We start from the raw sequence: 19,409 nt of genomic DNA, 5'->3' as shown, positions 1-19,409 counted from the left end.
TCGATGTAGCACGAAGCGCCGGGGACATCCGCTCACCGGCGCTTTTCATTGCGCGATCCTTCGGCAACGATGATGAGTTTATGATCAGTGACGAATATTGACAATCGTCATTAGTCACATCTACTCTTCCGGCGACCTCACGAAGGAAGTACGATCATGCCCCGCGGTTCTCTGTTCGCCACCATCCGCAAGCCCGTCATTGCCGCCCTCTTGCTGATTCCGGCCGTCGGTTTGGCCGGTTGCGGGAAAAAGGCGGAGGCGGAGTCGAAGCCATCGCGGCCCGTTCTGGTCACGACGGTGCAATACACGCCGGAATCGCCGTCGCGCAGTTTCGTCGGCACCATCCGCCCGCGTATCGAAACCGATATCGGTTTTCGCGTGGCCGGCAAGGTTGCCAAGCGGCTCGTGGAAGTCGGGCAGACCGTGCAGGTCGGCCAGCCGCTCGGCACGCTGGATGAGGTCGATCTGAAGCTTCAGGCCGAGCAGGCGGCCGCCGAGCTCAGCGCCGCCACCGGCGTGCTGGCCCAGGCTAGCGCTGCCGAGGGGCGGGCCAATGAACTGAAGAGCAAGGGCTGGGCAACCCAGGCGCAACTCGATCAGGCCAAGGCGTCGGGTGACGAAGCGCGCGCGCGTCTCAACCGCGCCGAACGCCAGGTCGAACTCACGAAAAACAGCCTGTCCTACGCGACCCTCGTCGCCGACACCGCCGGCGTCGTCACCGCCACGCTGATCGATCCCGGTCAGGTCGTCGCGTCCGGTCAGGCTGCGATCCGCGTCGCGCGCTTTGCCGAGAAGGAGGCGGTTGTCGCGATCCCGGAAACGCTGATCGGCCGTGCCAAGGATGGTATCGCCAGCGTCAGCCTGTGGTCAGAGCCGGGCAGGACCTATCAGGCCCGGCTGCGTGAGATCGCCCCCAACGCAGACCCTGCCACGCGCACTTATCTCGCCAAATTCTCGCTGCCTGATGCCGACGACAAGGTTGCACTCGGCATGACGGCGACGCTGACGCTGTCAGACCCGAAGACCGAGCGTATCGCCCGCATTCCGCTCTCGGCGCTGTTCAGCCAGGGCAACCAGTCCTCGCTCTATACCGTCAATGACGCCGGCGAAATCACGCTGCGGCCGGTGAAGGTGAAGACCTATGAAAGTACCGACGTGATCATCACCGGGGGCGTCGATGACGGCGCCAAGGTGGTCACGCTCGGCGTGCAAAAGCTCGATCCCGCGCAAAAGGTGCGAGTCGTCTCCGCCCTGTCGTTCTAAGCCCGTACAACCCGTACAATAAGGACGAAGCCGATGCATCGCTTCAATCTCTCGGCCTGGGCCGTGGCGCATCCGACGCTGATCCTTTTCATGATCATCGCGCTCGGTGTCGCCGGTTTCTTCTCCTACGAGCGTCTGGGCCGCGCCGAAGATCCGTTCTTCACCGTGAAGGTCGTGAACGTCACCGCGATCTGGCCCGGCGCCACCGCGAAGGAGATGCAGGAGCAGGTCGCGGACCCCATCGAAAAGAAGATGCAGGAGCTGCCCTATTTCGACAAGGTGCAGACCTATTCGAAGCCGTCTTTTACCGCGCTGCAGGTCTCCTTCAAGGACAACGCGCCCCCGAAGGACGTCCCCTATCTTTTCTATCTGTTGCGCAAGAAGCTCGCCGACGTGCAGGGCAGCCTGCCCACGGGCTTGATCGGGCCGACCGTCAATGACGAGTTCAGTGACGTCGATTCCATCCTCTATATGATGACCGGCGACGGTGCCGATTACGCGCAGCTCAAGAAAGTCGCCGAAGGTTTGCGCCAGCGCCTGCTGAAGGTCGATGGCGTGACCAAGGTCAATCTCTACGGTACGCAGGACGAGCGCATCTACGTTGAGTTCTCGCATGCCAAACTGGCGACTCTCGGCATTACCCCGCAGGCGCTGTTCGACTCCCTTGCCAAGCAGAACGCGATCACCCCGGCCGGCACCGTCGAGACCTCGTCGCAGCGGGTGCCTCTGCGGGTCACCGGTGCCCTCGACGGCGTGCAGGCGGTGGCCTCGACGCCGGTGGAAAGCAACGGTCGCACCTTCCGCCTCGGCGATATTGCCACTGTCACTCACGGTTTCGTCGATCCGCCGGATTTCCAGATCCAGCAGAAAGGTAAGCCGGCGCTCGGCGTCGGTGTCGTCACCGCCAAGGGCGCCAATATTCTCCAGCTCGGCGAGAACGTGAAGAAGGCCGCTGCCGATTTCATGCGCGCCGTGCCGCAGGGGGTCGAAATCGAGCAGATCGCCGATCAGCCGCATGTGGTCGACGAAGCCGTTGGCGAATTCACGCGCTCCTTCGTCGAGGCGCTGGCCATCGTTTTGTTCGTGAGCTTCCTGGCGCTGGGCTGGCGCACCGGTATCGTCGTGGCGCTGTCGGTGCCGCTGGTGCTCGGCATCGTCTTCATGGTGATGAATGCGATCTCGCTCGACCTGCATCGCATCTCACTCGGAGCGCTCATCATCTCCCTCGGCCTCCTGGTCGATGACGCCATCATTGCCGTCGAAATGATGGTGGTGAAGATGGAGCAGGGGTGGGACCGCGTGCGCGCTGCATCCTTCGCCTGGGAGTCCACTGCGTTTCCGATGCTCACCGGAACGCTGGTGACGGCTGCAGGCTTCCTGCCCATCGGCTTCGCCAATTCGGCCGTCGGCGAATATGCCGGCAGTATTTTCTGGGTCGTCGCCATTTCGCTGGTGGCGTCGTGGTTCGTGGCGGTGATCTTCACGCCCTATATCGGCGTCAAGCTGCTGCCGAACATGGCCGCGCACGGCGCCGAGCACCACGATCCGCATGCGATCTACGAGACTCGCATCTATCGGATTCTGCGCAGCGTGGTGCAGTGGTGCGTCAGTCATCGCATCAAGGTGGTGGTCGCCACCGTCGGTATCTTCTTTGCCTCCGTGGTCGGTTTCGGACATGTACAGCAGCAATTCTTCCCGCTGTCAGAGCGCCCGGAGCTGTTCTTCCAACTGCGTCTGCCGGAAGGCACGGCCTTCGAAGTCACCAGAAAGTCGGTGCAGAAAGCCGAGGCCCTACTCAAGGACGACAAGGATATCGCGACCTATACGTCCTATGTCGGCCGCGGTTCGCCGCGCTTCTGGCTCGGTCTGAACCCCCAGCTGCCGAATGAGGCATTTGCGGAGATCGTTATCGTTTCGAAGAATGTCGAGGCCCGCGAGCGTATCAAGACAAAGATCGAAAAGGCTGTCGCTGACGGCGATCTCAGCGAAGCGCGCGTGCGCGTGGATCGCTTCAACTTCGGGCCGCCCGTCGGCTTCCCGGTCCAGTTCCGTGTCATCGGTCCGGACACGGCGAAAGTACGCGACATCGCCTACAAGGTGCGTGACGTCATGCGCGCCAATCCGAACGTCACAGAGGCGCAGCTCGACTGGAACGAGCAGTCGCCTTATCTCAAGCTGGTCGTCGATCAGGATCGTGCCCGAGCGCTTGGTCTTACGCCACAGGACGTTTCGCAGTCGCTGGCGCTGCTGATTTCCGGCACGACGGTCACCACGATCCGCGATGGCATCGAAAAGGTCGGTGTCGTCGCCAGGGCCGTGCCTTCGGAGCGTCTCGACCTTGGCAAGGTCGGAGACCTCACCATCGTCTCGCGCAATGGCGTGGCTGTCCCGCTCACTCAAGTCGCGAATATCGAATATTCGCATGAGGAGCCGATCCTGTGGCGGCGTAACCGCGATATGGCGATCACCGTGCGCAGCGACGTCGTCGATGGCGTGCAACCGCCGGATGTTACCAACCAGATCTGGCCCCAGTTGCAGTCGATCCGTGATGGCCTGGAGCCGGCATATCGCATCGAGATCGGCGGCGCGGTGGAGGAGAGCAACAAGGGCAATGCCTCGATCGCACTGCTGTTCCCGCTGATGATCATCGTCATGCTGACGCTGCTGATGATCCAGCTGCAAAGCTTTTCGCGGCTCGTCCTGGTGTTCCTGACGGCTCCACTCGGCATCATCGGCGCATCACTGGCGCTCAATGTGTCCGGTATGCCGTTCGGCTTCGTGGCGCTGCTTGGTCTGATCGCTCTGGCCGGCATGATCATGCGTAACGCCGTGATCCTGGTCGATCAGATCGAGACGGATGTGCAGCATGGCCTGACCCGCGCCGATGCGATCGTGGAAGCGACGGTCCGTCGTGCCCGCCCGGTGGTTCTCACGGCGCTGGCGGCTATTCTGGCGATGATCCCGCTGTCACGTTCCGCCTTCTGGGGGCCGATGGCGGTGACCATCATGGGGGGGCTGTTCGTTGCCACCTTCCTGACGCTGCTCTATCTGCCAGGCCTCTATGCGTTGTGGTTCCGGAAGAGCCTCGACGAGCGTGGGCCGGGCGAGGACACCGAACATCACGCACCGCAGCATGACGACAAGCAACGCGGTTTCCCCCTTGCTGCGGCAGCCGAATAGGACGATAGCTTGGACAAGATGACTCTCGCTTCCGATCACATTGAAGCTGACGACATGCGCACCCGGATCGTGGTGACGGCTGAAAAGCTGTTTCGCGAGCTTGGCTATCAGAAAACCACCGTCGCCGATATCGCGAAGGTGTTGCGCATGTCACCGGCCAATGTCTATCGCTTCTTCGACTCCAAGAAGTCGATCATCTCGGCCGTCGCCCAGCGTCTGATGGGCGAGGTCGATGAGGCGGTCGCGGTTCTGATCACCGAGCATTCGCCGGCCTCCCAGCGGCTTCGCGTCCTGTTGTCGACGATTCACCTCATGAATGCCGAGCGTTATGTTGGCGACGCTAAATTGCATGAGATGGTTGCCATCGCGATGGAGGAAAGCTGGGACGTCTGCATGGCTCATATGGAGCGGATCGTCGTAGCAATCGGGACTGTCATCGCCGACGGAGTAACCGCCGGGGAATTCGATGCGCCGGATGTGGGCGTGGCCGCGCATTGCGTTTGCACCGCGATGATGCGTTTCTTTCACCCGCAAATGATTGCGCAATGTGCCCAGAAGCCGGGCCCGACCATCGACCAGATGATCGACTTCGTTCTTGCCGGGCTGGCGCCGCGCCGGTAGAGATTTTCGTGATCGCGTCCCGGATGCGGTGCGGCGTTCAGGCGAAGCGAAGCTTCGCCGCCAGTGCCGCTTCGCAAAGCCGGGACCCATTCCAGACGACGGCGCTTGCGACGGTCCCGGCTCTGCGAAGCAGCGCGAAGGGCGTTGCTCGCGTCCGGGACAAGAGGACGTCATCGTGAGCGCTTTCGAATTCCACAGTTACGAGCCCCGCAACGGGCATGGCCTGAAGCACGATCCCTTCAATGCCATCATCGCGCCGCGACCGATCGGCTGGGTATCGACCCGAGGCGCCGATGGCAGCGTTAATCTTGCGCCCTACAGCTTTTTCAACGGCTTCAACTACACACCGCCTTTGATCGGTTTCTCCAGCATCGGCATCAAGCATTCCACCCACAACGCGCAGGAGACAGGAGAATTCGTCTGGAATCTGGCCACCGTCGATCTGGCCCAGCAGATGAATGCCACCGCCGCCCATGTCGGCCGCGATGTGAATGAATTCGAGGTTGCGGGCCTCACTCCGGTGCCCAGCACGCTGGTCAACGTGCCTCGTGTCGCCGAGGCCCGTGTCGCCTTCGAATGCAAGGTCACCGAAATCATCGAGTTGAAGCGCGCCGATGGCGGCTCTGCCAATGCTTTCCTCACCATGGGTGAGGTTGTAGCCGTTCACATCGACAAGAGCCTGATCGTGGACGGCGTCTACCGAACGGCGCTTGCCAGCCCGATCATGCGCGCCGGTCGCAAGGGTGACTACTTCACCGTCAAGCACGAAGACATGTTCGAGATGGTCCGGCCGGATTGATTTTGGCGTCGTCCCGGCGAACGCCGGGACCCATACCCTCCGAAAACGTGACTAAAACACTGCCGTCGCCATCTGAATTTATATCCATGCCGACGGTGCTATGGTCCCAGCGTTCGCCGGGGCGACCGGCTGGCCGGGACGCCGCGTCGCGCGACCTCCTGCCACGCGGACCCTCATCGCCATGATGGAACCGTTGCGGTATCCTTGCCGTTATCGATGGCTCAATGCTGACCATTTTCGCTTAAATTTCAAAGCGAAAGCTAAGGTGAAACGAATACAGTCCCGCTAGAGCGAATGCCCTTGAGCGGCCAGCTTCTGCCCCCGAAGCTGGTTGCTGCGATGAAGAGGAATTCCCCATGAGCTCACCCAGCCTGCGCAAGGACTATCTCTCCAAGCCGATCTTCGGCTGGGCCCGGGGCGTGCTCCCGAAAATGTCGGATACCGAGCGCGAGGCGCTGGAGGCCGGCGACGTCTGGTGGGATGCGGACCTGTTCACGGGCAATCCTGACTGGGGCAAATTGCTCAAGGTCGCGCCCGCGACACTGACAGCGGAAGAGCAGGCATTCATGACCGGGCCGGTCGATCGTCTCTGCGAGATGATCGACGACTGGAAGGTCAACTGGGAGCTGCGCGACCTGCCGCCGGAGGTCTGGGACTTCATCAAGCGCGAGAAATTCTTCGGCATGATCATCCCGAAGGATTATGGCGGCCTCGGCTTCTCGCCCTATGCCCATTCGGAAGTGGTGCGCAAGATTTCGTCGCGCTCGGTGGTTGCCGCCGTCACCGTGATGGTGCCGAATTCGCTTGGCCCCGGCGAGCTGTTGATGAAGTTCGGCACGGACGAACAGCGCCAGCGCTGGCTGCCGCGTCTCGCGGATGGGCGTGACATTCCCTGTTTTGGCCTCACCAGCCCGGAGGCCGGCTCCGACGCTGCGTCGATGATCGACAGCGGCATCATCTGCAAGGGCACGTTTGAAGGCAAGGAAGTGCTCGGCCTGCGACTCAACTGGCATAAGCGCTACATCACCCTCGGTCCCGTTGCCACCCTGATCGGTCTCGCCTTCAAGGCCTATGATCCCGATCATCTCGTAGGCGATCAGGACGAACTCGGCATCACCGTCGCGCTGATTCCGCATGATCTTCCTGGCGTCGAAATCGGCAAGCGCCATCTGCCGTCGATGCAGGTCTTCCAGAACGGCCCGAACTGGGGCCGCGATGTCTTCATCCCGCTCGATTACATTATCGGCGGCCAGGCACGTTTGGGGCAGGGCTGGAAGATGCTGATGTCGGCGCTCGCGGCTGGCCGTGGCATCTCGCTGCCGTCGCTCTCCGCGGCCGGTGCGGCCTATGTCGCCCGCACCACCGGCGCCTATGCGCGCATCCGCGAGCAGTTCAATATCTCGATCAGCAAGTTTGAAGGCATCGAGGAGCCGCTCGCACGTATCGCGGGCACGGCCTATCTGCTCGATGCCTCGAGGCGCCTGACCTCCGCGGCGCTCAATCAGGGCCGTCATCCCGCGGTCATCTCCGGCATCATGAAGCTGCATGCCACCGAGCGCATGCGTGTTGTCATCGACGATGCCATGGATATCCATGGCGGCAAGGCGGTCATCGACGGCCCGCGGAACTATATGGGCAATCTCTATCGTGCAGTGCCGGTAGGTATCACGGTGGAAGGCGCCAATATCCTGACACGCAATCTGATCGTGTTCGGGCAAGGCGCTATCCGTGCGCATCCCTATCTGCTGCAGGAGATGAATGCGCTCAGCGATTCCGACAAGAAGAAGGGCCTCGACGCTTTCGACACTGCCTTCTGGAAGCATGTCGGCCACAGTGTCACAACGCTGTTCCGCGCCTGGGGCCGCAGCTGGACCGGCGGCGCCTTCGCGCCGGCGCCGGATGCCGGTGCCGCCACGCAGTTCTATCGTCAGCTCTCGCGCTATTCCTCGGCCTTTGCGCTCTGCGCCGATATGGCACTCCTCACATTGGGCGGCGCGCTGAAGCGCAAGGAGATGCTGTCGGCGCGTTTCGGCGATATCTTCTCCGAGCTCTATCTGCTCTCGGCGGCACTCAAGCGCTGGGAAGATGAAGGCCGCCAGCAGGACGATCTGCCGGCGCTCGAATGGTGCATGGCCTCGGGCTTCAAGACCATCGAGAACCGCTTTGCCGAAATCCTTGCCAATTTGCCGAACCGCTTTGTCGCGACGATCCTGAAATTCGTCGTGCAGCCATTCGGCGCGTCGGTGCTCGGTCCGTCTGACCGCGTCGTCCATCTCTGCGCCCAGATGATCCTGGAGCCATCGGTGACACGCGATCGCCTCACGCCAGACCTTGCGTTTGTGGATGACGATGGCCCGCTCGCACGCTTGGAAAAGGCCTTCAAACTGGTGACATCCACCGACGATATTGCCAAACGCATCCGAACCGCGAAGCTGAAGGATTGGAAAGGGGCCGTGGCGCAAGGCGTGATCACGCAGGCGGAAGGCGAACGGCTGGAGGCGGCCCGCGAAGCCGTGAAGCTGGTGATCGAGGTCGACGATTTTGCGCCCGGGGATCTCTCGCCGCTCGCAGCCAAGTCCGATAATGTGCATCAGTTCTTTCAGGACCTCGGTGAGCAGCGAGCGGCAAGCTGATTGATGATCCCGTTGAACTCAAACTTGTCCAGGACGCGGTGCAGTGTTTCTTGCGCTGCCCCGCAGAGCCGGGACCGTAACGAATTCTGGCGTTTGGTGTGGTCCCGGCTCTGCGAAGCAATGCATCGCATTGCATCGCGTTCGGGATACAGAGGGGCAGGGCACTAAATGGCAAGACCAGTCTACATCGTCGATGGCAGCCGCACGCCGTTTCTGAAGGCGCGCAGCGGCCCCGGCCCGTTCACGCCCGTCGATCTCGCCGTGCAATGCGGCCGCCCGCTGCTGGCGCGGCAGCCTTTTGTGCCCGACGCCTTCGATCAGGTGATCCTCGGCTGCGTCAATGTCATCGCCGACGAGATGAATCCCGCCCGTGTCGCCGCGCTCCGGCTCGGCATGGGCGAGCGCATGGTGGCCTTCACCGTGCAGATCAATTGCGGCTCCGGCATGCAATCCATCGACACCGGCTATCGCTATATTCGCGATGGCAATGCAGATCTGATCCTGGCAGGTGGCGCAGAGGCGCTCAGCCACGCGCCGCTGGTGTGGCCGCAGAATGGCGTGCGCTGGTTCGCCGGTCTTGCAATGGCGAAAGGTCCGCTCGCCAAGCTCGCGGCGCTCGCTAAGGCCCGGCCGGCTTTCTTCAAACCTGTGATCGGCCTTGAGCGCGGTCTCACCGATCCCATCACCGATCTCAATATGGGCCAGACCGCCGAGAAGGTCGGTCATCTGTTCGGCATCACCCGCCAGCAGGCCGATGCCTATGCTTCGGAAAGCCACAAGCGGCTTGCGCGTGCGCAGGAGAACGGCTGGCTGAAAGGCGAAGTGGAAACTGCCTTCGATCGCAAGGGCCAGTTTTACGATCACGATGACGGCGTACGGCCGGATTCGTCACCGGACAAGCTGGCTATGTTGAAGCCGGTGTTCGAGCGGCCATGGGGCCAGGTCACCGCCGGCAATTCCAGCCAGATCACCGATGGCGCCTCCTGGGTGATTCTTGCTTCGGAAGAAGCCGTGGCAAAACATAAGCTGACGCCGAAGGCCGTCATCATCGACAGCCAGTGGTCGGCGCTCGATCCGTCCATCATGGGCCTCGGCCCGGTGCTTTCGTCGCATGACCTGCTCAAGCGCAACAACATGACCATCCACGATATCGAGACCTGGGAGCTGAACGAGGCCTTCGCCACGCAGGTGCTCGGCTGTCTTGCGGCATGGAAGGATGAGAAGTTCTGTCGCGAGGTGCTTGGCCTCGACGGCGCGGCCGGCGAGATCGACCACGCGAAGCTGAATGTCGATGGCGGCGCCATCAGCCTCGGCCATCCCGTCGGCACGTCCGGCAACCGCATCGTGCTGCATCTCGTCAATGCCATGAAGCGGCTCGGCACCAGGCGCGGCATCGCCACCGAATGTATCGGCGGCGGGCTCGGCGGTGCGATGTTGATCGAGAGGGTGTGAGGCGCGTCATGGAAAGCAGAATCTTGGACGCTCTCAAGGACCGCACCCTCGAACTCGGGCCGACGCCCGATACGTCAGGCAGCTATCGCAATTTCAAGCTCACCCGCGACGGTGATGGCGTCGCATGGCTGCTGTTCGACCGGGCGGACGCCAGCGCCAATACGCTCTCCGAAGAGGTGCTGCTGGAATTCGACATGGTGCTGACGGCGCTGGAGAGCCAGCGCCCGACCGGCATCGTCATCCGTTCGGCAAAAACCTCCGGTTTCATCGCCGGCGCCGATATCAATGAATTTCGCGGCAGCGATCCCGTTGCCATCGAGGCGCAGATCGCCCGTGCCCATGCGGTGGTCGATCGCTTCGAGGCGCTGAAAATCCCGACCGTCGCGGTGATCCACGGCTTCTGCCTTGGTGGCGGCCTCGAAATCGTGCTCGCCTGCCAGATGCGCGTGGCCATCGACGGCGCGCGCTTCGGCTTCCCGGAAGTGATGCTCGGCCTGCATCCCGGCCTTGGCGGTACCGCGCGCTTTACGCATCTGGTCTCGCCGCTGCAGGCGATGCCGATGATGCTGACCGGCAAGACCATCGATGCGCGCAAGGCGAAGGCCATCGGCCTCGTTGACGCCGTCACCGAGGAGCGTCACGTCCGCAATGCGGTGAAGGAAGCGGTGTTCGGTCGCCTCAAGCGGGCGAGGCCGTCGCCCCTGATACCGCTGCTGAACTTTTCCCCTGTGCGCGGCTTTCTCGCCTCGCGCATGGTGGCGGAGGCTGCGAAACAGGCACCACGCGAACACTATCCCGCGCCCTATGCGCTGATCGATCTGTGGGAGAAACATGGCGGCGACCGCGCGGCGATGCTGAAGGCCGAGCAAGGCTCCTTCGCCCGGCTGATGGTCACGACCACGGCGCAGAACCTGATCCGCGTCTTCTTCCTGCGGGAGGCGATGAAAAAGCTCGCAGGTGGCGGCAACACGATCAGGCATGTCCATGTCATTGGCGCCGGCGCCATGGGCGGCGATATCGCCGCATGGTGCGCGCATCAGGGCCTGCGCGTCACGCTCGCCGACATGAAGCCGGGACCATTGGCCGGTGCGATCGGGCGTGCCGCCGATCTCTATGCTAAAATTATCCGCAAACCGACCGACCAGCGCGACACGCTGGACCGGCTCATCCCGGACATCGATGGAGAGGGCGTGCGCAATGCCGATCTCATCATCGAGGCGGTGCCGGAGAAGCTCGATCTCAAGCAGAAGGTCTATGCCGGTTTAGAGCCGCGCATGAAGCCGGATGCGATCCTCGCCACCAACACGTCGAGCATTCCGCTGCAGGACCTGCGCAGCTCTTTGGCGCGGCCGGAGCGGCTGCTCGGCCTGCATTTCTTCAATCCGGTGTCGCGTCTGCAGCTTGTCGAGGTCGTCAGCCATGACGGCGTTGATCAGGACATGCTGAAGCGCGCCACGGCCTTTGTCGGCGCCATCGATCGCCTGCCGCTGCCGGTCAAGTCGTCGCCGGGGTTCCTCGTCAATCGCGCGCTCACGCCTTACATGCTGGAAGCGATGATGCTGCTCGACGAGAAGGTAGACAAGGAAACCATCGACGCCGCCGCCGAGCAGTTCGGCATGCCCATGGGGCCGATCGAGTTGGCCGACCAGGTCGGCCTCGATATCTGCATGGCCGTCGGCGATATGCTGCGCTCCAAATTCGGAGATCTCCTGCCGCCCACGCCGGCTTGGTTGCGGGAAAAAGTCAGTCGCGGCGAGCTCGGCAAGAAGACCGGCAAGGGGTTTTACGTCTGGAAGGACGGCAAGGCTGAGAAGAGTTCCGCAGCCGCCGCCACCGCGCGGCCTTCGCAGGAGATGATCGACCGGCTGGTGTTGCCGATTTCCAATGTCTGCGTCGCCTGCTTGCGTGAAGGTATCGTTAACGATCCCGATGTGGTGGATGGGGCGATGATCTTCGGCACCGGCTATGCGCCGTTCCGCGGCGGTCCGTTGAACTATGCCCGCAGCCGCGGCCCCGACAACGTGGCGGCGACGCTGCGTGCGCTGGCCGACAAGTTTGGCGATCGCTTCGCGCCGGACGCGGGCTGGGAGACATTTACCTAATGACTCAAGTTCAGGCACCGTCTGCTCATGACTGAATCACCGAATCAGCCCGCCACCGGTCTCGACACGGAACCCACCGGCGATCTCACCATTCGCACCGTGGCGATGCCGGCGGACACCAACGCCAATGGTGATATCTTTGGCGGTTGGCTGCTGAGCCAGATGGATCTCGGCGGAGGCATCTTTGCCGCCAAGGTCGCCAGGACCCGCACCGTCACGGTCGCCATCGAGGCGATGACCTTTCGCAAGGCCGTTCACGTCGGTGATGTTGTGTCGGTGCATGCAAATCTGGTGCGGATGGGCCGCACGTCGCTCACCGTGCATATCGAGGCTTGGGTGCTCCGTCGCAACGAAAGCGCGCCGATTTTGGTGACCGATGGCAATTTCACCTTCGTTTCCATTGACGAGAATGGCCGTCCGCAACCGATCAAAAAGCCGGATGCGGCAATCACGGCATAAGGATTCGAGAGCTCGGCGGGAACGATTTACCGCCATCTCCGTTAGTGGCCCGGAATATGCATCGCCTATTGCGAAAGGGGCCGCCATGTCAGACACATACATCATTGAAGTCTCGTCACAGGCAGCCGGCATCGTGGTGCGCGATCCGGAAGGTTTCCGCTTTTTTGCCGCGTCGCATCGTTTCAACGGGATGGATGGCCGGATCTTCCGAAACGCGCGCGAGGCCGAGCGGGCTGCCTTCCAGTTCGCCCAAGGCGCGCAGGAGACTGTCACCGCAGCTTAACCTCGTTCGTGTTCCGACGCGGTGCAGCGCTTTGGCGCTGCTCCGCAGAGCCGGGACACGCAGAGCGTTGACCCATACCGCCAACATCAGCACCATGGAAATCATTCATGAGGTGTTGATGTGACGTCTGGCCTTTCTCATCGCCAATCCGAAATTCTCAATCATGCGCGCGCCTTCGGCCGCGTGATGGTGGATGATCTGGTCCGTCGCTTCGAGGTGTCGGCGCAGACCATTCGCAAGGATCTCAACGATCTCTGCGACCAGCGTCTGCTCACGCGCATCCACGGTGGCGCCATCGTTGCGTCCGGCGTGGAAAATCTGGCTTACGAAGCCCGCCGTTTCGTGGCCGCAGAAGAGAAGAAGGCGATCGGCGCCGCCGCCGCGGCGCAAATACCCAACGGTTCGTCGCTGTTTATCAATATCGGCACGACGACAGAGGAAGTCGCGAATGCGCTGACGGATCACGAGAACCTGCTCGTCATCACCAATAACCTCAATGTTGCGATGATGCTGTATCGACATCCGCATATCGAAGTGATCGTCGCCGGCGGCACGGTCCGCCGGGCCGATGGCGCCGTGACCGGTTCGACGGCGATCAAGCTGATCGGTCAGTTCAAGGTGGATTACGCCATCATCGGCGCCTCGGCGATCGATGAAGAGGGGGCGCTGCTCGATTTCGACTATCGCGAGGTGCAGGCGGCCCAGGCGATCATCGCCAATGCCCGCAGCGTCATGCTGGTTTGCGACAGCACCAAGCTGCGCCGGAGCGCGGCCGTGCGCATCGCCCATCTCAGCCAGATTCATACGTTTGTCACCGATACGACCTTGCCGCCTGCTTTGCAGGAGATCTGCAGGAGCCGCGGGGTGAAGGTGATCGAAGCGCTGCCGGGGGCGGATGACGAGGCGGAGGAGGGGTAGAAGCTCCCTGGTCCTGGCTGTCGTTGCCGGTTCGACCGGGCAACCCAGAAGGCATTGCCGGGTCGGTTCAATCATCCAAGCCTGTGTCTACTGGATCCCCGCTTTCGCGAGGATGACAAGCTGCGCCCGGACCAGCCCGATACCGCTGCAAAATCGCATTTGAAACCCTAAAAACACCCATTGCTTTCGTTTTCTCTTGTGCTTTAATCAAAAGCGAAAGCAAAATCGCTGAAAGCGAAGATGGCGCGACCGTAGTGGCGCCAGATAATTGGCGCGTAAGGGGAAGCCGGGTGGGTCAGGTTTACGACCTTGCAATCATTGGTGGCGGCGTAAATGGCTGCGGGATCGCCCGCGATGCCGTTGGTCGCGGTAATTCCGTATTCCTCTGCGAGATGAAGGATCTGGCGTCAGGGACCTCGTCCTGGTCGACCAAGCTGATCCATGGCGGCCTGCGCTATCTCGAGTATTACGACTTCAAGCTGGTCCGCCATGCGTTGCTCGAGCGCGAGGTGTTGTGGGCGATCGCGCCGCATATCATCAGCCCCCTGCGCTTCGTGCTGCCGCATCATGCCGGACTGCGGCCGGCGTGGCTGTTGCGTCTCGGCCTGTTCCTCTACGATCACATCGGCGGCCGTAAACTGCTGCCAGCCACGCGCACGCTCGATCTGTCGAAGGACGAGACCGGCAAGCCGCTGGCGCCCGGCCGCTTCCATCGCGGTTTCGAATATTCCGACTGCTTCGTTGATGATGCCCGCCTCGTCGTGCTCACCGCGCGCGATGCCGCCGATCGCGGCGCCGAAATCCGCACCCGCAGCCGCGCCGTCGAAATACGTCAAGCCGACGGCATCTGGCGGGTGACGGTCGAGAACGTGCTCACGCGTGAGCGCGAGACAATCAGCGCGCGGACGCTGGTCAATGCCGGCGGGCCATGGGTGGAGAACGTCCTTGCCGTCGGCGCCGGTGTGAATGCCCGAGCGAAGGTACGGCTGGTGCAGGGCTCGCACATCGTCGTGCCGAAGCTGTACGCGCATGATCGCGCCTATATCTTCCAGAATGCCGACGGGCGCATCGTCTTCGCGATTCCCTATCAGAACGATTTCACCCTGATCGGCACCACCGATGTCGACTATCACGGCGATCCCGCCGATGTGAAAATCACGCCGGATGAGATCGCCTATCTCTGCAGTTCCGTCAGCGAGTATTTCGCAAAACCCGTGCTGGCCGACGACGTCGTCTGGACCTATTCCGGCGTCCGTCCGCTTTATGACGACGGCGCCAGCGACGCCAAAGCGGCCACGCGCGATTATGTTTTCGAGCTCGATCTGCTCGGCGGTGCGCCGCTGCTGTCGATCTATGGCGGCAAGATCACCACCTATCGCCGACTTGCCGAAGAAGCGCTGCAGAAGCTGTCGCCCTATCTGAAGGGCGACAAGGCGAAAGAAGGCTGGACCGCGGAGGCGCCGTTGCCCGGCGGCGATGTCGATGTCTCCTCTGTCGATGCGCTGATCGGCGAAATCAGCCGCGACTATCCGTTTCTTGCGGCTGCGCATGCGAGCCGGCTGGTCCATGCCTATGGCACGCGCGCCGCTAAACTTCTCGCGCATGCGAAATCCGCTTCCGATCTCGGTCGCGACTTCGGTGCCACATTGACCGAGCGCGAGGTGCGCTATCTGATGACCCAGGAATGGGCCGTAAGCGCCGAAGACATCGTCTGGCGGCGCTCCAAACTCGGCCTGCGATTGTCAGCGGAGGAAGTCGTGGCGCTCGACGAATGGCTCGTCGCCCATCGGGATACAGCAGCGGACACGGGAGCGCGCGTATGAGCGTGACGCTCGATCATGTCTCGCAGATGGTGGACGGCGTGCCGACCATTCGCGACGTCTCGCTGACCCTTGAGCGCGGTAGCCTCAGCGTGTTGCTCGGGCCGACGCTGGCCGGCAAGACCTCGATCATGCGGCTGCTCGCAGGCCTCGACAAACCGGCGCAAGGCCGCGTGCTGGTGGATGGCAAGGATGTCACCGGCATCGACATCCGCAAGCGTTCGGTGGCGATGGTCTATCAGCAGTTCATCAATTACCCCTCGCTTACGGTTTATGAAAACATCGCGTCGCCGCTGCGCGTGCGGGGCAAACCGAAGGCCGAGATCGAGACGCGCGTGCGCGAGGCGGCGGCGCTGCTCAAGCTCGAGCCGTATCTCAAGCGCACACCGCTGCAGCTCTCCGGTGGCCAGCAGCAACGCACCGCGATCGCGCGCGCGCTGGTCAAGGGTGCCGACCTCGTGCTGCTCGACGAGCCGCTCGCCAATCTCGACTACAAGCTCCGTGAGGAATTACGCACCGAACTGCCCAAAATCTTCGAGGCGTCCGGCGCGATCTTCGTCTATGCGACCACCGAACCGTCCGAGGCGCTGCTGCTCGGCGGCCGCACCGCCTGCTTGTGGGAAGGCGAAGTGCTGCAGTTCGGCGATACGCCGAAGGTCTATCGCCGGCCGGGCACGCTGAAAGTCGCCGAGGTATTTTCCGACCCGCCGCTGAATGCGGTGGATATCGAGAAGAGGGGCGATGGCGTGCAATATGCCGGAGGCGTCAATGCGCCGGCGAGCGGGCTCTATGCGGCGCTCGCTGACGGCCGCTATAGCGTTGGCTTCCGCGCCCATCAACTCGGTGTCGCTCGGGCCGCAACGGGCGCCCACGTCTTCCCCGCCGAAGTGACCGTGACTGAAATCACCGGTTCCGAGAGTTTCATTCATGTGAAGCACGGTCAGTCGGACTGGGTCTCGGTGCTGTCCGGTATCCATGAGTTCGCGCCTGGCGACAAGCTCGACGCCGTGCTCGATCCCGCCAATATCTTCATCTTCGACAGCAGCGACCGTCTGGTCGCCGCGCCCGCGATGTAGGAGCACATTATGGCCCGCATCGATCTTGTCGATCTCGCGCAATCCTACAGCGGCAACGATGCCGATCCGGAATCGTTTGCGTTGAAGCCGATCTCCATGACCTGGCGGCAGGGCGGCGCCTATGCGCTGCTCGGCCCATCCGGTTGCGGCAAGACGACACTGTTGAATCTCATCTCCGGCATCATCTCGCCGACCCGTGGCCAGATCCTGTTCGACGGCAATGACATCACGCCGCTGCCGACCCAGAAGCGCAACATCGCGCAGGTGTTCCAGTTTCCGGTGATCTACGACACCATGACGGTGGGCGAAAATCTTGCCTTCCCGCTCAGGAATCGCGGGATGCCGAAGCCAAAGATCGACGCCCGTGTCGCCGAGATCGGCGAGTTGCTCGATCTCACGCCTTATCTCAATCGCAAGGCGACGCGGCTGACACCTGACGCCAAGCAGAAGATCTCGCTCGGCCGCGGCCTGGTGCGCTCGGACGTTGCCGCCGTGCTGTTCGACGAGCCGCTGACGGTGATCGATCCCGCGCTGAAATGGGAGCTGCGCTCCAAGCTGAAGGCGCTGCACCGTGCGCTGGATCTCACCATGATCTACGTGACTCATGACCAGACCGAGGCGTTGACCTTCGCCGACACTGTGGTCGTGATGCATGACGGCCGCGTCGTGCAGTCCGGTACGCCGCAGGAGCTGTTCGACAAGCCCGCGCATACATTTGTCGGCTACTTCATCGGCTCTCCCGGCATGAATATCGTTCCTGCCGAGGTGAGCGGCCGGCAGGTGCGGATTGGCAGTCATACCATCGGTCTCGACCGCAGCTATGACGCGCTGCCATCCGGCGCGAAGATCGAGATCGGCGTTCGCCCCGAATTCGTTCATGTGGCAACGCCCGCGCCCGATCTTCTCACGGCACAGATCGAACGCATCGATGACCTCGGTCGTATCCGGTTCGCCCGGGTTCGCGTCGGCGGCGTGAGATTCGCGGCCCGTGTGCCGGACGGTTTCTCGGTCTCCGGCGACAATGTCGGGCTAGTGTTCGATTCCGCGCGGGTGCACGTTTATGCGGACAGCCGTCTTGTCGAGGGGGCGCAGTGATGGACAAGACCCTCAACAACAAGGCCTGGTTTCTTGTCCTGCCGGTTTTCCTCATCGTCGCCTTTTCGGCGGTGTTGCCGCTGATGACGGTGGTGAATTACTCGGTCCAGGATACGTTCGGCAACAATCAGTTCTTCTGGAATGGCGTCGGCTGGTTCAAGGAGTTGCTCGATCCCTCCAGCGATCTCGGTGGCCGCTTCCTGGCGTCCCTGGTGCGCAATCTCGCTTTCTCCGCGATCATCCTGGCGATCGAAGTGCCGCTCGGTATCATCGTTGCGTTGTCGATGCCGCGCGAGGGCTGGCGCGTCGCCGCCTGCCTCGTGATTCTCGCGCTGCCGTTGCTCATCCCATGGAATGTGGTCGGCACCATCTGGCAGATCTTCGGTCGTCCCGATATCGGCCTGCTCGGCTATACGCTGAACTCCCTCGGCTTCGACTACAATTACGTCTCGAACGAGTTCGATGCCTGGGCCACGGTCATCGTCATGGATGTCTGGCACTGGACCAGCCTCGTTGCGCTGCTGTGCTATGCCGGCCTGAAATCGATTCCCGACGCCTACTATCAGGCGGCGCAGATCGACGGCGCCTCACGCTGGGCGGTCTTTCGCGCCATCCAGTTGCCGAAGCTTAACCGCGTGCTGCTGATCGGCGTTCTGCTGCGCTTCATGGACAGCTTCATGATCTATACCGAGCCCTTTGTCGTCACCGGCGGTGGGCCCGGCAATTCGACCACCTTCGTCTCCATCGAACTTGTCAAGATCGCGCTCGGTCAGTTCGATCTCGGCAAGGCGGCGGCGCTGTCGCTGGTCTATAATCTGATCGTGCTGATCGTCTGCTGGGTGTTCTACACGGTGATGACCAATGCGGGAGCCGATCGCAGCAAGACGGAGGGCGCGGCATGAATCACTCCATTCCCGGTCGTCGCATCATCTTGACGCTGTTCCTGATCTTCCTGCTGCTGCCGATCTACTGGCTCGTCAATATGAGCTTCAAGGAGAATGGCGAGATTGTCTCGACCATGACCCTGTGGCCGCACAAGCCGACGCTTGAGAATTACATCCGTATCTTTACGGACGAGAGCTGGTACTCCGGCTATATCAATTCGCTGAAATACGTGATCATCAACACGGTGCTGTCGATCTCCTTCGCGCTGCCGGCGGCCTACGCCTTCTCGCGCTATCGCTTTCTTGGCGACAAGCATCTGTTCTTCTGGCTGCTGTCGAACCGCATGGCGCCGCCTGCGGTGTTCGCGCTGCCCTTCTTCAATCTCTATTCGGCCGTCGGCCTGTTCGATACGCCCTGGGCCGTGGCGCTGGCACATTGCCTATTCAATGTGCCGCTTGCTGTCTGGATTCTTGAAGGCTTCGTGTCTGGTGTGCCCCGCGAGATCGATGAGACCGCGTTTCTCGACGGCTATTCGTTTCCAAAATTCTTCGTAAAGATCCTGATGCCGTTGATCGCCTCGGGCATCGGCGTTGCCGCATTTTTCTGTTTCATGTTTTCCTGGGTTGAGCTGCTGCTCGCGCGCACATTGACCTCCGTCAACGCCAAGCCGATCTCGGCGATCATGACGCGCACGGTGTCGGCCTCAGGCATGGATTGGGGGCTCTTAGCAGCGGCGGGCGTCCTCACCATCATCCCTGGGGCTCTCGTCATCTGGTTCGTCCGCAACTACATCGCGCGCGGCTTCGCGCTGGGCCGCGTCTAG

15 protein-coding genes are annotated in these 19,409 nt (G+C 62.1%); all 15 read left to right on the top strand.

All coding sequences use genetic code 11. The annotated features are described in order from the left end of the window. Positions 1 to 156: 156 nt before the first annotated feature. The 15 genes from E0H22_RS22460 (at position 157) to E0H22_RS22390 (ending at position 19,409) form a co-directional block, all read left to right on the top strand. Positions 157 to 1,263 carry an efflux RND transporter periplasmic adaptor subunit gene (locus tag E0H22_RS22460; RefSeq protein ID WP_233023174.1) on the top strand — a complete coding sequence of 369 codons (1,107 nt, stop codon included), beginning with the start codon at positions 157 to 159 and terminating at the stop codon, positions 1,261 to 1,263. Positions 1,264 to 1,296: 33 nt separating this feature from the next. After that, positions 1,297 to 4,443, top strand: a complete 3,147-nt coding sequence (locus tag E0H22_RS22455; protein ID WP_233023173.1) for an efflux RND transporter permease subunit — start codon at positions 1,297 to 1,299, stop codon at positions 4,441 to 4,443. A gap of 18 nt (positions 4,444 to 4,461) precedes the next feature. Further along, a complete protein-coding gene (locus tag E0H22_RS22450) occupies positions 4,462 to 5,064 on the top strand; it encodes a TetR/AcrR family transcriptional regulator (protein WP_233026492.1) in 603 nt (200 codons plus the stop codon). 175 nt (positions 5,065 to 5,239) lie between these two features. After that, positions 5,240 to 5,863, top strand: a complete 624-nt coding sequence (locus E0H22_RS22445) for a flavin reductase family protein (RefSeq protein ID WP_233023172.1) — start codon at positions 5,240 to 5,242, stop codon at positions 5,861 to 5,863. A gap of 356 nt (positions 5,864 to 6,219) precedes the next feature. Further along, positions 6,220 to 8,496 (top strand): acyl-CoA dehydrogenase, encoded by a 2,277-nt coding sequence (locus E0H22_RS22440; protein WP_233023171.1) that lies wholly within the window; start codon positions 6,220 to 6,222, stop codon positions 8,494 to 8,496. A gap of 168 nt (positions 8,497 to 8,664) precedes the next feature. Next, complete coding sequence (locus E0H22_RS22435) at positions 8,665 to 9,948, top strand: acetyl-CoA C-acetyltransferase (RefSeq protein WP_233023170.1); 1,284 nt, start codon at positions 8,665 to 8,667, stop codon at positions 9,946 to 9,948. Between the two features lie 8 nt (positions 9,949 to 9,956). Beyond that, positions 9,957 to 12,050, top strand: coding sequence for a 3-hydroxyacyl-CoA dehydrogenase NAD-binding domain-containing protein (locus E0H22_RS22430; protein WP_233023169.1), 2,094 nt, complete (start codon positions 9,957 to 9,959; stop codon positions 12,048 to 12,050). Between the two features lie 27 nt (positions 12,051 to 12,077). Beyond that, the gene (locus E0H22_RS22425) at positions 12,078 to 12,509 is read left to right on the top strand and encodes an acyl-CoA thioesterase (RefSeq protein ID WP_233023168.1); all 432 of its coding nucleotides are present in this window, start codon (positions 12,078 to 12,080) and stop codon (positions 12,507 to 12,509) included. Positions 12,510 to 12,594: 85 nt separating this feature from the next. Continuing rightward, the gene (locus tag E0H22_RS22420; RefSeq protein WP_233023167.1) at positions 12,595 to 12,792 is read left to right on the top strand and encodes a hypothetical protein; all 198 of its coding nucleotides are present in this window, start codon (positions 12,595 to 12,597) and stop codon (positions 12,790 to 12,792) included. 120 nt (positions 12,793 to 12,912) lie between these two features. Next, positions 12,913 to 13,710 (top strand): DeoR/GlpR family DNA-binding transcription regulator, encoded by a 798-nt coding sequence (locus E0H22_RS22415; protein ID WP_283818749.1) that lies wholly within the window; start codon positions 12,913 to 12,915, stop codon positions 13,708 to 13,710. 290 nt (positions 13,711 to 14,000) lie between these two features. Further along, a complete protein-coding gene (glpD, locus tag E0H22_RS22410; protein ID WP_233023166.1) occupies positions 14,001 to 15,533 on the top strand; it encodes a glycerol-3-phosphate dehydrogenase in 1,533 nt (510 codons plus the stop codon). Continuing rightward, on the top strand, positions 15,530 to 16,606 hold the full coding sequence (locus E0H22_RS22405) for an ABC transporter ATP-binding protein (RefSeq protein ID WP_233023165.1): 1,077 nt from the start codon (positions 15,530 to 15,532) through the stop codon (positions 16,604 to 16,606). Before glpD ends, E0H22_RS22405 begins: the two co-directional genes overlap by 4 nt. A 9-nt stretch (positions 16,607 to 16,615) precedes the next feature. Then, on the top strand, positions 16,616 to 17,701 hold the full coding sequence (locus E0H22_RS22400; protein ID WP_233023164.1) for an ABC transporter ATP-binding protein: 1,086 nt from the start codon (positions 16,616 to 16,618) through the stop codon (positions 17,699 to 17,701). After that, entirely contained in the window at positions 17,701 to 18,603 is a 903-nt protein-coding gene (locus tag E0H22_RS22395; RefSeq protein ID WP_233023163.1) for a carbohydrate ABC transporter permease, read from the top strand. Before E0H22_RS22400 ends, E0H22_RS22395 begins: the two co-directional genes overlap by 1 nt. Beyond that, on the top strand, positions 18,600 to 19,409 hold the full coding sequence (locus E0H22_RS22390; RefSeq protein ID WP_233023162.1) for a carbohydrate ABC transporter permease: 810 nt from the start codon (positions 18,600 to 18,602) through the stop codon (positions 19,407 to 19,409). Before E0H22_RS22395 ends, E0H22_RS22390 begins: the two co-directional genes overlap by 4 nt.

It is taken from the genome of Rhodopseudomonas boonkerdii, from assembly GCF_021184025.1.
In the GTDB taxonomy this organism is placed as follows: Bacteria; Pseudomonadota; Alphaproteobacteria; order Rhizobiales; family Xanthobacteraceae; genus Tardiphaga; species Tardiphaga boonkerdii.
Note: the sequence above shows the minus strand (reverse complement) of the source record. Positions and strands in the feature narration are given on the sequence as shown.

What these genes read in the sequence shown, in the direction of transcription:
- E0H22_RS22435 (WP_233023170.1), top strand. Translation starts at nt 8,665, where the DNA reads ATGGCAAGACCAGTCTACATCGTCGATGGCAGCCGCACGCCGTTTCTG.
- E0H22_RS22405 (WP_233023165.1), top strand. Translation starts at nt 15,530, where the DNA reads ATGAGCGTGACGCTCGATCATGTCTCGCAGATGGTGGACGGCGTGCCG.
- E0H22_RS22430 (WP_233023169.1), top strand. Translation starts at nt 9,957, where the DNA reads ATGGAAAGCAGAATCTTGGACGCTCTCAAGGACCGCACCCTCGAACTC.
- E0H22_RS22420 (WP_233023167.1), top strand. Translation starts at nt 12,595, where the DNA reads ATGTCAGACACATACATCATTGAAGTCTCGTCACAGGCAGCCGGCATC.
- E0H22_RS22450 (WP_233026492.1), top strand. Translation starts at nt 4,462, where the DNA reads ATGACTCTCGCTTCCGATCACATTGAAGCTGACGACATGCGCACCCGG.
- E0H22_RS22460 (WP_233023174.1), top strand. Translation starts at nt 157, where the DNA reads ATGCCCCGCGGTTCTCTGTTCGCCACCATCCGCAAGCCCGTCATTGCC.
- E0H22_RS22395 (WP_233023163.1), top strand. Translation starts at nt 17,701, where the DNA reads ATGGACAAGACCCTCAACAACAAGGCCTGGTTTCTTGTCCTGCCGGTT.
- E0H22_RS22400 (WP_233023164.1), top strand. Translation starts at nt 16,616, where the DNA reads ATGGCCCGCATCGATCTTGTCGATCTCGCGCAATCCTACAGCGGCAAC.
- E0H22_RS22390 (WP_233023162.1), top strand. Translation starts at nt 18,600, where the DNA reads ATGAATCACTCCATTCCCGGTCGTCGCATCATCTTGACGCTGTTCCTG.
- E0H22_RS22455 (WP_233023173.1), top strand. Translation starts at nt 1,297, where the DNA reads ATGCATCGCTTCAATCTCTCGGCCTGGGCCGTGGCGCATCCGACGCTG.
- E0H22_RS22440 (WP_233023171.1), top strand. Translation starts at nt 6,220, where the DNA reads ATGAGCTCACCCAGCCTGCGCAAGGACTATCTCTCCAAGCCGATCTTC.
- E0H22_RS22425 (WP_233023168.1), top strand. Translation starts at nt 12,078, where the DNA reads ATGACTGAATCACCGAATCAGCCCGCCACCGGTCTCGACACGGAACCC.